Raw genomic sequence first — 14,017 nt, forward strand, 5'->3', positions numbered from 1 at the left:
CACGCGGCCCTCTCCCGCCGGGGCTCAGTCTTCGGAGAAGGACGATTCCAGGATGCTCCCGGCGAACTGCGCGTCCGACTCCTCCACGAACGCCGACGCCGCGTAGTCCATCGCGTAGTCGACGATGGTCATGTTCCCGACCGGCGGGCAGTGGTGGCCGTGGCCGTAGTCGAACCAGGAGATGTTGCCGATCGGCGGGCAGTGCCCCCCGTCCCCGTAGTCGAACCAGGTGATGTTGCCGATGGGCGGGCAGTGGTGGCCGTGGCCGTAGGTGGCGTGCTCCTGCGAGTCGCCCTGCGGGCTCTTGGCGGGTGCGTCGGAGTGCGCGTAGGCCGCGGCCGCGGTGTTGAGCAGTCCGGCGGTCGCCATGGCGGCAGGCAGTGCCAGGGAGGTGATGAGACGGGTTTTCACTGTGGCGCCTTTCTCTTCTGCCGAGAATCGGAAGGGCTCGCGTGAGAATCGGAAGGACTCGCGAGAGCGGCGAGCCCGGCAACAGGCTCACACTAAATTCGGTCACTCAGTGCGTCAAAGCGGACACTCATCGTGTTCGATCGCGCGGTGCCGCATGCTCGGACGTGGATTCCTGCAGGCCGGAGGCCTGGGGGCGGGAAGCGGGCACGGGTGCTCCCGGAACGTCCGAGGCGCGATGAGGGTGCACCACCTCAAGGGCGGGCAGCGCCCAGCAGGCCGTCCCCATGTCCCGGGCGAGGGCGGCCAGTCCCTCCGTCTCGATCAGGCGCCGGTAGGGAACCGGCGGGAAGACGAGGCCGTCGCGGTGAAGATCCGCGCGGATCAGCAGTGCGGTTCCGCCGACCGAGTCGACGCGGATCAGCTGCTGCTCCCGCACGTCCTCGAGATACGTCCGCCCGAACCCCCGCGGAGGCTGGAGGATGCCGTCGCGCATCCACTGCGACCAGTTCAGTGCGCCCGCCCCGGGACGGACCACGAACGTGTTGAGGTCGTACGTGGGGCCTGCGGGTTCGGTGACGCAGTGCGGGACGACGATGTCCTTGCCCGCGCCGAGCAGGCGCTGGACGAGGTCCGGCGGGTACGCGGCGACGTCGACGTCGAGCCAGAGCACCCACTCCTCGTCGGCCAGAGCCCGCGCGAGCAGGTGGTTGCGCGCCCTGGCCAGCACCGACCTGCGCCGGCGCTGGATGCCGGTGCTCCAGCGCGGCCCGGCCGAGACGACGCCGAAGTCCTGCCGGACGACCGTGACGTGGCGGTACCGCGCCCGGAGCTCGGGCAGCGCTTCCTGGAGCATCTCCCAGGTGCCGTCCCGGCTGTCCCCCTCGAGCAGGCCCAGGGAGACGAGCTCACGCGGGTAGTCGAGGGAAGCCAGGTTCTTCAGGTAGCCGGGCAGGAACGCTGTCGCGTCCTTGACCGGGGTGAGCACCAGAACCGGAGGCCGTTCGGCCGCCGGCTCCGGCGCAGGTCCGGCCGGAGTCCGCCGCTTCGGGGGCGCTGGGGCGGGAGCGGTCTCGGCGTGGACGAGGTCCTCGGCGGCGATCGGCAGCCTCCGGGCCATGGCCAGCAGACGCTCGGCATACGCACTGCCGCCGTCGCTGACGTCGGTCGCGACCTCGAAGTGCCGGCCGAAGTGGGCGGCGTCGAAGGTGTTGTTCTCGTGGAAGACGTAGGTGTACAGCTCCGGCACGTCCACCGACACGACCCGGCTGGTGCGCACGACCTGCTCGGCGACCGGTGTGTCCTCGCCCCGCCGCTGCGCGGGGTAGCGCGAGAGCTTCTCCCTGGCGCACACCATGGAGCCCTCCCACAGGCGTGCCCGGGAGGTCGCGATCCTGCGGCGGGCGGGCCACCACAGCCTCTCCCGGGTGAGGAAGCAGGCCTCGGCGCCCAGGGCGAGAATCGCGGCCATCTGCACTTCGAGGCGTTCGGGGTCGTACAGGTCGTCGTCGTCCCACTGGCTGACGAATGCCCCGCCGGCCCGGTCGACGGCGATGTTGCGCAGCTCGCCCAGGGGCTGCCCGTCCGGTGGCAGACGGTGCAGCCGGATCCGCGGATCGTCCAGTGCGCCGATCCGGCGTTCGAGTGCGTCGTCGGAGCTGTCGTCGATCACCACGAGTTCGGTGTTCGGGTACGTCTGGGCGCGGAAACAGGCGATCGCCCGTGCGGCCAGGGACGGGCGGTCCTTCGTCACCATCAGACAGGACACCGTCGGCGCCGGCGCCCCCGCGGCCCAGCTGCGGCGCTGGGCGTCGAGGTCGAACGCGCCGTCGGCGAAGGGCTGCAGGCCCTGGCTCGCCCAGAATCGGACCCTCCGCACCGCGGAGGACCGGCGTGGTGTCCAGGACGAGTCCGGGGTCCAGCTGCCCGACCAGTGGTGCAGGGCATGGGCCCGCTCCCGGTCGACATCCGGGGGCCCGGACAACTGCGTGACGTAGGGGCTCGGCGCCGGATAGAGCACCTCGGAACCGAGCACGGTGATCGAGCCGGAGTCGGGGGCGCTCGCGATGGTGCGGGTGAGCCAGAACGGGCCCGTCGCGTCCAGCGCGCTGGGCATCCTGTGGGCCGCCACCAACTGCCGGTGCGCATGGGCCCAGAACGGATGCCCCGGGCGGGACGCGATGAAGGCGTTGCCGACGATGCGGTCGAGGTTGCGCTGACGTGCCAGCAGGAGGCGGGTGTGGGCTTCCGGTTCGCAGCCGAGGACGAGCTCGCGCCCCTCGAGGATGTCCTGCACGGGTTTCAGGCACTCGAAATCCAGGTCGACGTAGAGGCCGCCGAAATGGTCCATGAGGAAGTACCGGACGGCGTCCGCGCGCATGATCGGCTCCGGGTAGCCGTCGTACACCGGGAGGAACCAGGAGTAGTGCTCCTCGAGGAACTCGCGGTTGTCCGCGTCGGTCCACAGCCGGTACCCCCAGCCCGGGTTGTGCCGCCTCCAGGAGTCGGCCCATGTCCTCCACGTCGGTGGAATGTCCGAATCTTTCCACGTCTGATGGATAAGGGTAGGAATGGTCGTCTGTGCAGGCATTAGCGCATTATGGCGGAATGATGGTGCCGCTCTTCGTGCGAACGGGTCGGCCGATCGGGCGTCAGGCCTGCTGCGGCGTCCGGACCGGGCCGAGTGCTGCGCATCGCCTCGTCGCACTGTTGTGAGATGCGGCGGATCCGAGGCGATTGCCTGCTTCCCGTCGTGGCCCGTGCGACGTTGCGGGGAAATGATGCACACTTTTGTACCGTTCTGCGTACAAGATCCGCGGGTGCTTGCTCCCGGCAGGCACCCCCGCGCTCAACCTCCCGAGAGCAACGAGGAGGCATGGATGCCGGGCAGCCGCGCCTCGGACAGCCGTCCGAGCCGTCCGAACCGCGATTCCGCCCGCCCGCACCCGCCGACCGCCGCATGAGGCGCCCCGTGGACGCAGGCCGCCGGACATCCGTGGATCCCGCTCCTCACCCGGCGGTCCCGCCGGAGGACGAGATCCGCCGGTCCGTCGAAGAGGTCCTCTCCCGCTACCTCGACCGGCGGTGCGCCGGCGCCTCGCTCATGGAGGAGGACTTCGCCCGCGAACTCGCCTCCGCTGTGAGGCGGTTCGTTCTCGGCGGCGGCAAGCGCCTGCGCTCGTCGTTCCTCTGGTGGGGCTGGCGCGCCTTCGTCCCTCCGCGGTCCGCCGACCCGGACTCCGCCGCGGTCCTGCAGATCGCCGGTGCACTCGAGATCCTCCAGGCCTGCGCCCTCATCCATGACGACGTGATGGACGGGGCGCGTCTGCGCCGCGGCCGGACCGCCCTGCACGCCGACTTCGCGCAACGGCACGCCCGAGCGGGCATGACCGGCCCCCCGGCCGCGTACGGGACGTCGCTCGCCATCCTCGCCGGCGACCTTGCTCTCGCCTGGGCCGACGACATGTTCGCCGAAGCCCCGCTCGCTCCCGGGACCCGTGATCGGATCCGCAGCCCCTGGCGGGCCATGCGCACCGAGATGGTGGCCGGTCAGTTCCTAGACCTGCACGCACAGGCGACCGGATCCGCCTCCCCGCGGACCGCGCTGCGCATCGCCTACCTCAAGAGTGCCCTCTACACCGTGGAGCGGCCCCTGGCGCTCGGCGCGGAACTGGCCGGAGCCGGCCCGGAGAACATCCGGGCCCTGCGCGCGGCCGGACGCTGCACGGGCCTGGCCTTCCAACTGCGTGACGACCTCCTCGGAGTCTTCGGCGACTCCGGGCACACCGGCAAGCCGGTGGGGGACGACGTACGGGAGGGCAAGATCACCTACCTCGTCGCGCTCGCGCTGTCGCTGGCCGACGGACGGCGCGACAACGCCGCAGGCGAGGTCCTGCGGGCCGCCCTCGGCCGACCGCAGCTGACCGCGGCCCAGCTGACCCGCTTCACCGAGGTTCTGATCGACCTGGGAGCGCGAGCCGCCGTGGAGCAGCGCATCCGGCGGCTCGCCGGGCGCGCGCTGCGCCACCTGGCCTGCGCCGGAGTCGACGCGGGGACGGTGGCCCCGCTGACCGCGCTGGTGCTCCGCGCCGCGGGCACCCCTGACGGCCCCGAACCGCCCCCGCCCGCCCCGGACCCCGCCGACCGGGCAGGCGTCCGATGAGGGCGCTGCGCGGACCGACCGACCACGTCGTGGTCGTCGGAGCCGGACTCTCCGGGCTCTCCGCCGCCCTCCATCTGCTCGGCGCCGGCCGCCGCGTCACGCTGGTCGAACAGGGCACCGTGCCCGGCGGCCGCGCCGGACGCCTCGACCTCCACGGCTACCGGGCCGACACCGGACCCACCGTCCTGACCATGCCGCACCTGGTCGACGAGGCCCTCGCCGCGGTCGGCGACTCCCTGGCCGGCCGGCTCGACCTGGTGCCGCTCCGTCCCGCCTACCGGGCCTGCTTCGCCGACGGCTCCCGGCTCGACGTCCACACCGGGGCGCAGGCCATGGAGGACGAGGTACGGCGCTTCGCCGGACCGGCCGAAGCCGCCGGCTACCTGCGGCTGCGTGCCTGGCTCGAGGATCTGTACCGGGCCCAGATGCGGCGCTTCATCGACACCAACTTCGACTCCCCCTGGCAACTGGTCAACGCCGACCTGGCCCGCCTGGCCGCCCTCGGCGGCTTCGGCCGGCTCGACCGGCAGGTCGCCCGCCACCTCGGCGACGAACGGCTGCGCCGGGTCTTCACCTTCCAGTCGCTGTACGCCGGCGTCCCGCCCGCCCGGGCCCTCGCCGCCTACGCCGTCATCGCCTACATGGACACCGTCGCCGGGGTGTACTTCCCCCGCGGCGGCATGCACGCCGTCCCGGCCGCGCTGGCCGCCGCCGCCCGGGACGCGGGTGCCGACCTGCTGCTCGGGACCCGTGCGACGCGACTGGAACGGAGCGCGGGCCGTGTGGTCGCCGTCCACACCTCCGACGGGCGGCGGATCCCCTGCGACGCCTGCATCCTCACCCCCGACCTGCCCGCCGCCTACCGTCTCCTGGGCCGCACCCCGCGGCGGATCCTGCCGCTGCGCCATTCCCCGTCCGCCGTCGTCCTGCACCTCGGTACCCGCCGGACCTGGGACCACCTGGCCCATCACACCATCTCCTTCGGCCGGGCCTGGGAGCGGACCTTCACCGAAGTGGTCCGCGACGGAAGGGTGATGAGCGACCCGTCCCTCCTCGTCACCCGCCCGACCACGACAGACCCGGCGCTCGCACCACCCGGACGCCACCTGCACTACGTCCTCGCGCCCTGCCCGAACACCCGGACCGGACCCGTGGCGTGGGAGCGGTTCGGCCCCCGCTACCGCGACCGCCTCGTCGCCGAGCTGGAGCGACGCGGACTGCACGGCCTCGGTGACGCGATCGAGGCCGAGCACCTGGTGACGCCCGCGGACTGGGCCGCCCAGGGGCACGCGGCCGGCACGCCGTTCTCCCTCGCCCACACCTTCGCGCAGACCGGCCCGTTCCGTCCGCGCAACCTGGTGCGCGGGGTGGACAACGTCGTTCTCGCCGGCTGCGGAACCACGCCCGGCGTCGGCGTGCCCACGGTGCTGATCTCCGGCAAGCTCGCTGCGGCCCGGATCACCGGCCTGCCGCAGAGCGGCACCATCCGGCGGAACACCCGCCTCAGGGCGGCCGCCTCATGACCGCCCGGGAACTGGACGCGGCCGGCATCACCGACCCGCACCTGCGCCGCTCCTACGCCGTCTGCCGCCGGCTCAACGCCCGGCACGGGAAGACGTACTTCCTCGCCACCCGGCTGCTTCCCGTCGCCCGCCGGCCGGCCGTGCACGCCCTCTACGGCTTCGCGCGCTGGGCCGACGACATCGTCGACGACCCGCGGATCGCACCCACGCCCGAGCAGCGGGACCGGGCGCTGGCCGACCTGGAACAGCGTCTGCGCACCGAACTGCATCCCGGCAGCGCCGTCCCCGTCCTCAGCGCCCTCGCCCACACCGCTGCCGCGTACCGCATCGACCACGCGCTGTTCACCGACTTCATGGCGTCGATGCGCATGGACCTCGTGGTCACCGACTACCCCACCTACCGTCACCTCTACGACTACATGCACGGCTCGGCCGCCGTCATCGGCCTCCAGATGCTGCCCGTCCTGGGCTGCCGCGTCCCGCGGGAGGAAGCGGCGCCGCACGCCGCGGCGCTGGGCATCGCCTTCCAGCTGACCAACTTCCTGCGCGACGTCGGCGAGGACCTGGACCGCGGCCGCATCTACCTTCCCGCGGACGTCCTCGAGCGCCACCGCGTCGATCGCGAACTGCTCCAGTGGTGCCGGGAGGTCCGCCGGGTGCCGCCGCACGTCCGCGAAGCGCTGCGGGAGGTCGCCGCCCACACCCAGGACGTCTACCGGCGCGCCGAACCGGGCATCGCCATGCTCGACCCGCTGGCGCAACCCTGCATCCGCACCGCCTTCACCCTCTACCGCGGCATCCTCGACGAGATCGAGTCCGCCGGCTACGCCGTACTCCACCGGCGTGTCGCCGTGCCCCGCGGGCGGCGCGCCCGCGTCGCGGCCGACGGGCTGCGCCGGCTGGCCCTGGCCCGCATGCGCCATCGCGCCCCCGCCCCGGGCGCGGCACCGCCCACCGCCCGGAGGAACCTCACGCCATGACTCCGCCCGCCCGCCGTTCGCGCCGCCGCATCCCCCTGCGCCGGGCCCGTCCCGTCGACTGGGCAGCCCAGCCACCCACCTGGCGCGACGCCGCCCCCGGCATCATCGCCGCCGCCCTGAAACGCGCGAAGGCACGCCCCACGGGGAACTGGTACGTCCTCGGGGCCGCCCGGGACGTCCGCCCCGGACGCCCCTTCGGACGGAGCGTCGCCGGCACCGACGTGGTCGCCTGGCGCGGCCCGGGCGGCCGGCTCCTCGCCGGTGCGGGTGCATGCCCGCACCTGGGCGCACCGCTGCGGCAGAGCAGGGTCAGTTGCGGGCGGCTCGTCTGTCACTGGCACGGCATGGCCTTCGACGGCACCGCGACCGGCGGATGGGAGCCCTACCCCGCGCACGACGACGGCGTGCTCGCCTGGGTGCGCCTGGACGCCGCCGGGGGCGAACGGCCGCTGGACGAACCCCTCCTGACGGCCCGCCCGGCACCGGGCACCTTCCTCGACGCGGTCACCGTCGCGGAGGGGAACTGCGACCCCGAGGACGTGGTGGCCAACCGCCTCGACCCGTGGCACGGCTCCTGGTTCCACCCGTACTCCTTCACCGGCCTCACCGTTCTCGAGACGCCGGACGGCGGGGGGAGCGCGGCGGACCGGTTCCTCGTCGAGGTCTCCTTCAAGGTCACCGGCCGCGCGGTCGTTCCGGTCCGAGCGGCCTTCACGGCGCCCGGCCCCCGCACCGTGGTGATGCACATCCTCGAGGGCGAGGGCGCCGGTTCCGTCGTGGAGACCCACGCAACCCCGCTCGGCAACGACACCGGGGGGCGCCCGCGCACCGCCGTCATCGAAGCGGTCATGGCCACCTCGGACCGTCCGGGCTTCGCCCTCGCCCGCAGCGCCGCCCCGGCACTGCGACCGCTGATCCGCGGCGCCGCCGCCCGCCTGTGGCGCGACGACCTGGCCTATGCCGAGCGGCGCTGGGAACTGCGCGACGCGGGGCGCTTTCCCGGCTGAGGCCGTCCGCCCGGGGTGTGCCGCAGGAGAGCACCCCGAGCGGGCAGCCGCCGGACCGGCGGCCGTGGGCCCCTCACCCGAGGACGGCCGCCAGTGCCCGCAGTCCCCGCGAGCGTCCCGCGGCGGGCACCGTCCACAGTGTCTGGCCCTGCACGCCCCACCGCTCCAGCAGCGCGTTGGCCGCGAGGAAACCCGTGGTCGCCGCCCGTTCCATCAATGCCACCGGCAGGTCCACCCGCACCAGATCCCCGGCGAGCACCAGGCCGGGATCGGACGTGCGCACCCCCGGCCGGTCCGCGAAGCCACCGACCGGGAAGAGCGGACAGTCGTCCCGCCACTCGTGCCGTGCCTCCACCACTGTCGTCCCGCGGGTCTCCGGGAGGATCCGGTGCAACTGCCGGACCGACTCGGCCTCGACGGCACGCCGGTCGGCGGTCGGCGCAACGGCGTACGCGTGCAGCTCCACCACCGAACCGCCGGAACGCCGCGTCCAGCGTGCGGCCTCGCCCTCGTAGCGCTCCAGGACGCTGACGTTGTCCAGTACCCCGTAGCCGCTGGTGCCCAGGAAACCCGGCCGGTCGGCCCGCACGGCATCGGCCAGCCACAACCGCGTGACCAGGAACGGCGGAGCGGTGCGCAGCCGGGAGACCCGGTGGCGCAGCGCCGCGTCGCCGATGGACGGCGAGGCCGCCACGACCCCCTGCAGCCCGGTGGTGTCCAGGGCCAGGACCACCGCGTCGTACCGGTCGCGCGACCCCCGGGTGCTCACCGTGTACGTGCCCGATCCGTCGCGGCTCACCGACTCGACCGGGGTGCCCGTCAGCAACCCGGCCCCGTGGCCCGTCAGATACGTGGCGAGCGGCTCCCACAGCGCCGCCGGGAAGGGCTCGCCGACGACATCGAACAGCAGACCCTCGCTCGAGCCCAGGAAGTAGATGTGGAACATCAGCGCGAGCTCTGCCGCGGAGAGTTCACCGGGGTCGGCGAAGAAGCTGCGGGAGAACACCCGGAACGCCAGCTGCCGGGCCGCCTCGGGGAAGCGGATGCGCTCCAGGAAGTCCGCGGCGCTCACCCCGTCCAGCCGCGCGAACACCTCCGGCACCCGGACGTCCAGCAGGGGCAGCGCAGCGGCCGGGTCCATGGCCAGCAGGTCCGGCCAGGCGAAGGTGGGGCTGCCGGCCACGAAACCCAGTGCGTTCCATGGCGGAGTACGCGGCACCCGTGCGAAGCCGTCCCGCAACCCGCCGCTGTGGGCCAGCGGGTAGTCGGGCAGGGGGGTGAGCATGCCGAGGGTGCCGTCCACCCGGCGCAGCAGCCCCCGCAGGTTGTAGTACTGCCGGAAGAACGCGTGGAACCCGCGGCTCATCGTCGCCGTGGTGCCGTCCGCCAGCCGCACGGGCCAGCCGCGCAACCGCCCGCCCAGCTGCGGCTCCCGTTCGTACACCGTGACCCGAACTCCCCGCTCGACCAAGGCCGTCGCCGCCGCCAGGCCGGCGATGCCACCGCCGAGTACGGCCACCGCGGGGGCCGGGCCGAGGACCCGCGGGCTGCCGGGGGCGGCGGGGACGACGAGGGCGCGGCGGTCACGTCCCCGGCGCGCCGATGCCCCGCGGCCCTGACGCGGACTCACGGCCGTGCCACCTCCTCGGTTCGCGGCCCTGCCGGCCGGCGCGCGACGAAGGTGTGCACGATGCCCCGCTGCCAGCCGCCCACCGTCCCCATCCCGACGCCCGCGAATCCGGCACGGGACAGCCGTCGGCACAGCCCGTCCGCGGTGTCGAAGTCCAGCACGCTGCGCCACAGATGGCGGTAGAGGGCGGGGCCCCCGCGCCCGACGCTGCCCGCCGGGATGACGATGCCCCAGCAGACGGCCGACCAGACGGCGCGGTGCCGGGCGGTGCCGCTCAGCGCATAGTCGTGAACCGCCAATACGCCGCCAGGGACGAGGAGTTGGCGCAGACTTCGCAGCACCGCGTCCGGATCCGCCACATTGCGCAGCAGGTACGCGCAGAACACGGCGTCGAAGGGACCGTGCACCCCTGCCGCCGCCAGCTCCTCGACGGGGGAGTGGACGAACGTCACTCCCTCCGGCCACGGTTTGGCCGCAGCCTGCCGCAGCATTCCGGCAGAGGCGTCGATCGCTGTGATCGAGGCCGCCGGCGCGACGCTCAGCAGCGCCGCGGTGGAGGACCCGGTTCCGCACCCCGCGTCCAGCAGCCGCAGCCCGGCACCACCTCGCGGCAGCCCCAGACGTTCGGCGGACAGCCGCAGATGCCGGTGATAGCCCGGATTCGCGGCGACCAGCCGGTCGTACGATCGCGCGGCGCGGTCGAACGCGGCGGTCAGACGTTGGCCCTGCAGCACTGCCATGGGGACGACTCCCGGAAGAGACTCACACCGTGCCGGGTGACGGAACGGGACGGATCGTTCATCACGGGCATTCTCAACCGTGAGGCGCCGTCCGGTGGCGGCGCATCGCCGGGAGCTCCACCGCTGTGCGCAACATGGGCCACACCGGCGTGGTCAGACCGATGGCGAAGTCCTCGCGCAGCCCGGTGCGTCCGTCCAGGAAACGCAGCAGCCGATCGGGTGGATTGCCGGCGAACAGGCGGGTGAAGAACGCGGCACCGTCCACCCGCCCGGTGCCCAGCGCCCGCAGCATGACCGCGTCCATGGCCAGGTGCCGGGCGGGATAGGCCGGAGGGGGCTCCGGAACCCGGCCGCAGTGCAGCGCCTCGGCGACGGCCCGGGTCTGCCGTCCGATCGCCGCGAAGGTGTAGCCGGTCGAGGGCCGTGTTGCGCCGCCGGCCGCCCCGATCCGGAACACCGACGCGCCCACGCGGCGGGGCAGTGCGGCGTCCGTCATGGGGATGGCGCCCTGTTCCGCCTCCGTCACCTCGAAGCCGCGCAGGCCGAGTACGCCGGACGTGTACTGGCGCAGGGCGCGCTCGTAGGCGGCCTCGGCGAGCGGCACGGCCGAGAACTCCGTGTACTCCACCAGCGCCTCGTGGGTCCCGAGGGGGAGCACGTAGCCGAAGGACAGCCCCCGATCGGGCTGGGGGGTGCGGAAATCCATCAGTTCGGCCGTCCCCGGCTCGAAGGACGCGTCCTCGCAGCGCACGTACCAGCCGCGGAAGTGCTGGAGCAGGGCGGTGCGTGCCGGGGGCGGGGAGCGCAACGGCCGGGAGTCGAAAACCCAGCGGGCGCGGAGGGCCAGCCCGGAGCCGTCGTCCCGCAGGCCGTGCACGACGGCGCCGTCCGGCCCGTCCTCGATCCGGGTCACCTCCGCCGTCAGCCGGGTGACCTCGGGCCGGTCCGCCAGCCGGTCGGTCACCCACGCCTCGAACCGCGGCGAGCGGATCATCTTGTACCGCGCGGTGCCGAGCGGCACCTCGATCGCCCGCCCGCCTCGGTCGCGCACCCGCAGCCGGTCCCAGGCGGCGGCGACCACCGGGTCGTACTCGCCGGCCGCGGAGTTCTCCCAGAAGCACCAGGTCCGCGCGGGCGGCCGGAGCGGGCCGCGCGGCGCGTCCACCAGGGTCACCGTCGGTGCGTCGCTGCGGTGCCCGGCCACTGGCGAGGCGAGGCGGTCGACCAGCGACAGACCGGCGGCGCCGGCGCCGATCACGACGACGTCCGCATCCGTCATCGGGTGGCTGCCGGGGTCGACGCCAGGCGGGCGCGTGCCGCTTTCAGATGCGGGCCCTCCTTCAACGACCGGGGCAGCGCCACGAGCGCGGTGCGCAGCCCGCGGGCCTGAAGGGTCGCGAGCGGGGGGATGACGGGCCAGGTGGGCCACCCGTACATGCCGCGCGCCCAGTCGGGCAACAGCCCGAACGCCAGTGCGGTCAGCGCGGCCCACAGCGGCCGGGCCGGGGTGGCGTACCGGACCCAGGCGGGGAAGGGCGGGGCGAGCGCGAACCGGGCCGCCTCCCTGGCCGCCGGAGTGATCACGAGGTCGGGCCGTACGGACGCGAAGTAGGCGTCGAGTTCGTCCGTGGTCCGGGGCACGGGGTGGTCCGGCGGGACACCGACCCGCCGGGCGACGCCCGCCTGTTCGGCCAGATAGGTGTCGGCCTCGGCCGGGGGCAGGCGCAGCCCGGCACGCCGGGTGACCTCGAGGAACGAGCCGACCTCGCTGGCGTGGACCCAGGTGAGCAGCGCGGGGTCGTTCGCGTCGTACGGCCTGCCGGTCACCGGGTCCGTGCCGTGGACGTGCCGGTGCACGGCACGGACCCGGTCGATCGCCGCCTGGGCCTCCGTGCCGGTGCCGTAGGTGACGGCTCCGATGAAGGACGCCGTTCGGTAGAGCCGGCCCCAGGGGTCCTCGCGGAAGGCCGAGTGCGCGGCCACCCCGGCCATGGCCAGAGGATGCAGCGCCTGGAGCAACAGGGCGCGGATCCCGGCGAGGAGCATCGCGGGGTCGGTGTGGACGCGCCAGGACACCGACTGCGGACCGAACAGGCCGTCCGCCGGGATCGGCCCGTCCGGGCCGGGAGCTTCCGACCGCGGGGCCGGGGCGGCCCCGGGGGCCCGGGGGATACGGGAGATCTCGTCGTCCACCTCTCCATGGTGGCCCCTGGGGGCGCGCTCCGGCCGTACTCCCGGCGCGAGGCCGACCGGCGCGTCATCCGTTCGCTCCGCGCGGTTGCGTGTAAGCACCTTGTCGCGGGGCAATCGGGAGGACCGGCCTCCCGGCATTGACGGAGGCCACCGTCCGGCTCGCAGGCCACGACGGGAGGCGGCGTCGGAGAGGCGGACATCCGTGACGGACGAGCAGCGGGGTGACGACGGCGGTGCCCGGCCGGGGGACGAGGACGGGCGCGGTCAGGGATCGGGGGAGGAGCGCCCGGGTAACGGGCGTGCGGCGAACGACGGCCCGGGCGGCCCGGAACGAAACGGCCCCGGGGCGAACGGGCGAGCCGTGCCCGCCAGTCCCGCCGAACTGTCCGGGAAGAGCTGGAAGGAGGCGCTCAAGCGGACGAAGAAGGAGTTCAAGGACGACAACCTCACCGACCTCGCGGCCGCCCTGACCTACTACGGGGTGCTGGCGATCTTCCCGGCCCTGCTGGCGCTGGTGTCGATCCTCGGGCTTCTCGGCAACGCGAGCATCGACCCGCTCATCGACAACGTGAGCCGCTTCGCCCCGGAATCCGTCCGTGAACTGCTCACGACCATGCTGGACCAGCTGAAGAGCACCCAGGGGCAGGCCGGAATCGCGCTGGCCGTCGGCATCCTGCTCGCCCTGTGGTCGGCATCGGGTTACGTGGCCGCGTTCATGCGCGCTGCGAACGTCGTCTACGACGTGGGCGAGGGCCGCCCGGCCTGGAAGACGCTGCCGCTGCGGTTCGGCATCACCGTCGTGGTCGTGGTGCTGGTGGCGCTGATCGCCGTCGGGGTGGTGTTCACCGGGACGCTGGCCCGGCGGACCGGAGAGATCATCGGACTGGGGGACACGGCCGTCACCGTGTGGAACCTCGCCAAGTGGCCGGTGATGCTGCTCCTGGCGAGCCTGGTGATCGCGCTGCTGTACTGGGCTGCCCCCAACGTCCGGCGCCGGTTCCGCTGGGTCTCGCCCGGCAGCGTCCTGGCCGTCCTCCTCTGGCTCGCGGCGTCGCTGGCCTTCGCCGCGTACGTGGCCAACTTCGCCGGCTACGGCAAGACGTACGGCAGCCTCGCCGGGGTCATCGTCTTCCTGGTCTGGCTGTGGATCTCGAACATCGCGGTCCTGCTGGGGCTGGAGTTCAACGCCGAGATGGAGCGCGGGCGCGCCATCGAGGGCGGCCACCCGCCGGACGACGAGCCTTACGTGGAGCCCCGGGACACGCGCAAGCTGTGACGGGCGCTGCCCGTTCATGCGTCGCCGTTTTTCGCCGCCCGGAGCCTGAACCGGGGCGGGCGGACCTTTCCGACCCGGCACCCGAGCCCCGGGTGTTC

11 protein-coding genes are annotated in these 14,017 nt (G+C 73.6%); 5 read left to right on the forward strand and 6 right to left on the reverse strand.

The genetic code is table 11. The annotated features are described in order from the left end of the window. Nucleotides 1-24 precede the first annotated feature (24 nt). Both M1E25_RS24830 and M1E25_RS24835 read right to left on the reverse strand, forming a co-directional pair. The gene (locus M1E25_RS24830) at nucleotides 25-411 is read right to left on the reverse strand and encodes a hypothetical protein (RefSeq protein WP_251419438.1); all 387 of its coding nucleotides are present in this window, start codon (nucleotides 409-411) and stop codon (nucleotides 25-27) included. A 127-nt stretch (nucleotides 412-538) separates the two neighbouring features. Next, complete coding sequence (locus M1E25_RS24835) at nucleotides 539-2,998, reverse strand: glycosyltransferase (protein WP_251419440.1); 2,460 nt, start codon at nucleotides 2,996-2,998, stop codon at nucleotides 539-541. 405 nt (nucleotides 2,999-3,403) lie between these two features. On the opposite strand from M1E25_RS24835, the gene M1E25_RS24840 reads away from it, so the two are divergent. The 4 genes from M1E25_RS24840 to M1E25_RS24855 are packed head-to-tail and all read left to right on the forward strand — an operon-like array spanning nucleotide 3,404 to nucleotide 8,080. Continuing rightward, complete coding sequence (locus M1E25_RS24840; protein WP_251419442.1) at nucleotides 3,404-4,570, forward strand: polyprenyl synthetase family protein; 1,167 nt, start codon at nucleotides 3,404-3,406, stop codon at nucleotides 4,568-4,570. Continuing rightward, on the forward strand, nucleotides 4,567-6,093 hold the full coding sequence (crtI, locus tag M1E25_RS24845; protein WP_251419444.1) for a phytoene desaturase family protein: 1,527 nt from the start codon (nucleotides 4,567-4,569) through the stop codon (nucleotides 6,091-6,093). Before M1E25_RS24840 ends, crtI begins: the two co-directional genes overlap by 4 nt. After that, nucleotides 6,090-7,073 carry a phytoene/squalene synthase family protein gene (locus M1E25_RS24850; protein WP_251419446.1) on the forward strand — a complete coding sequence of 328 codons (984 nt, stop codon included), beginning with the start codon at nucleotides 6,090-6,092 and terminating at the stop codon, nucleotides 7,071-7,073. The genes crtI and M1E25_RS24850 overlap by 4 nt, the downstream gene beginning before the upstream one ends. Beyond that, complete coding sequence (locus M1E25_RS24855) at nucleotides 7,070-8,080, forward strand: Rieske (2Fe-2S) protein (RefSeq protein ID WP_251419448.1); 1,011 nt, start codon at nucleotides 7,070-7,072, stop codon at nucleotides 8,078-8,080. Before M1E25_RS24850 ends, M1E25_RS24855 begins: the two co-directional genes overlap by 4 nt. A gap of 73 nt (nucleotides 8,081-8,153) precedes the next feature. Here the strand turns inward: M1E25_RS24855 and M1E25_RS24860 are convergent, their stop codons facing one another. The 4 genes from M1E25_RS24860 to M1E25_RS24875 form a co-directional block, all read right to left on the reverse strand. Continuing rightward, nucleotides 8,154-9,710: an FAD-dependent oxidoreductase gene (locus M1E25_RS24860; protein WP_251419450.1), complete on the reverse strand. Its 1,557-nt coding sequence runs from the start codon at nucleotides 9,708-9,710 to the stop codon at nucleotides 8,154-8,156. After that, complete coding sequence (locus M1E25_RS24865) at nucleotides 9,707-10,450, reverse strand: class I SAM-dependent methyltransferase (protein WP_251419452.1); 744 nt, start codon at nucleotides 10,448-10,450, stop codon at nucleotides 9,707-9,709. Before M1E25_RS24865 ends, M1E25_RS24860 begins: the two co-directional genes overlap by 4 nt. 73 nt (nucleotides 10,451-10,523) lie before the next feature. Continuing rightward, nucleotides 10,524-11,729 carry a lycopene cyclase family protein gene (locus M1E25_RS24870; protein WP_251419454.1) on the reverse strand — a complete coding sequence of 402 codons (1,206 nt, stop codon included), beginning with the start codon at nucleotides 11,727-11,729 and terminating at the stop codon, nucleotides 10,524-10,526. Beyond that, on the reverse strand, nucleotides 11,726-12,643 hold the full coding sequence (locus tag M1E25_RS24875; RefSeq protein ID WP_251419456.1) for an oxygenase MpaB family protein: 918 nt from the start codon (nucleotides 12,641-12,643) through the stop codon (nucleotides 11,726-11,728). Before M1E25_RS24875 ends, M1E25_RS24870 begins: the two co-directional genes overlap by 4 nt. 361 nt (nucleotides 12,644-13,004) lie before the next feature. On the opposite strand from M1E25_RS24875, the gene M1E25_RS24880 reads away from it, so the two are divergent. Continuing rightward, nucleotides 13,005-13,919: a YihY/virulence factor BrkB family protein gene (locus M1E25_RS24880; protein WP_251419458.1), complete on the forward strand. Its 915-nt coding sequence runs from the start codon at nucleotides 13,005-13,007 to the stop codon at nucleotides 13,917-13,919. Nucleotides 13,920-14,017 lie beyond the last annotated feature (98 nt).

Origin of the sequence: Streptomyces meridianus, assembly GCF_023703325.1 — a bacterium.
Lineage (GTDB): Bacteria > Actinomycetota > Actinomycetes > Streptomycetales > Streptomycetaceae > Streptomyces > Streptomyces meridianus.

Excerpts from the sequence above, each read along its gene's own strand:
- M1E25_RS24855 (WP_251419448.1), top strand. The coding sequence starts at position 7,070 with ATGACTCCGCCCGCCCGCCGTTCGCGCCGCCGCATCCCCCTGCGCCGG.
- crtI (WP_251419444.1), top strand. The coding sequence starts at position 4,567 with ATGAGGGCGCTGCGCGGACCGACCGACCACGTCGTGGTCGTCGGAGCC.
- M1E25_RS24850 (WP_251419446.1), top strand. The coding sequence starts at position 6,090 with ATGACCGCCCGGGAACTGGACGCGGCCGGCATCACCGACCCGCACCTG.
- M1E25_RS24835 (WP_251419440.1), bottom strand. The coding sequence starts at position 2,998 with ATGCCTGCACAGACGACCATTCCTACCCTTATCCATCAGACGTGGAAA.
- M1E25_RS24870 (WP_251419454.1), bottom strand. The coding sequence starts at position 11,729 with ATGACGGATGCGGACGTCGTCGTGATCGGCGCCGGCGCCGCCGGTCTG.
- M1E25_RS24865 (WP_251419452.1), bottom strand. The coding sequence starts at position 10,450 with ATGGCAGTGCTGCAGGGCCAACGTCTGACCGCCGCGTTCGACCGCGCC.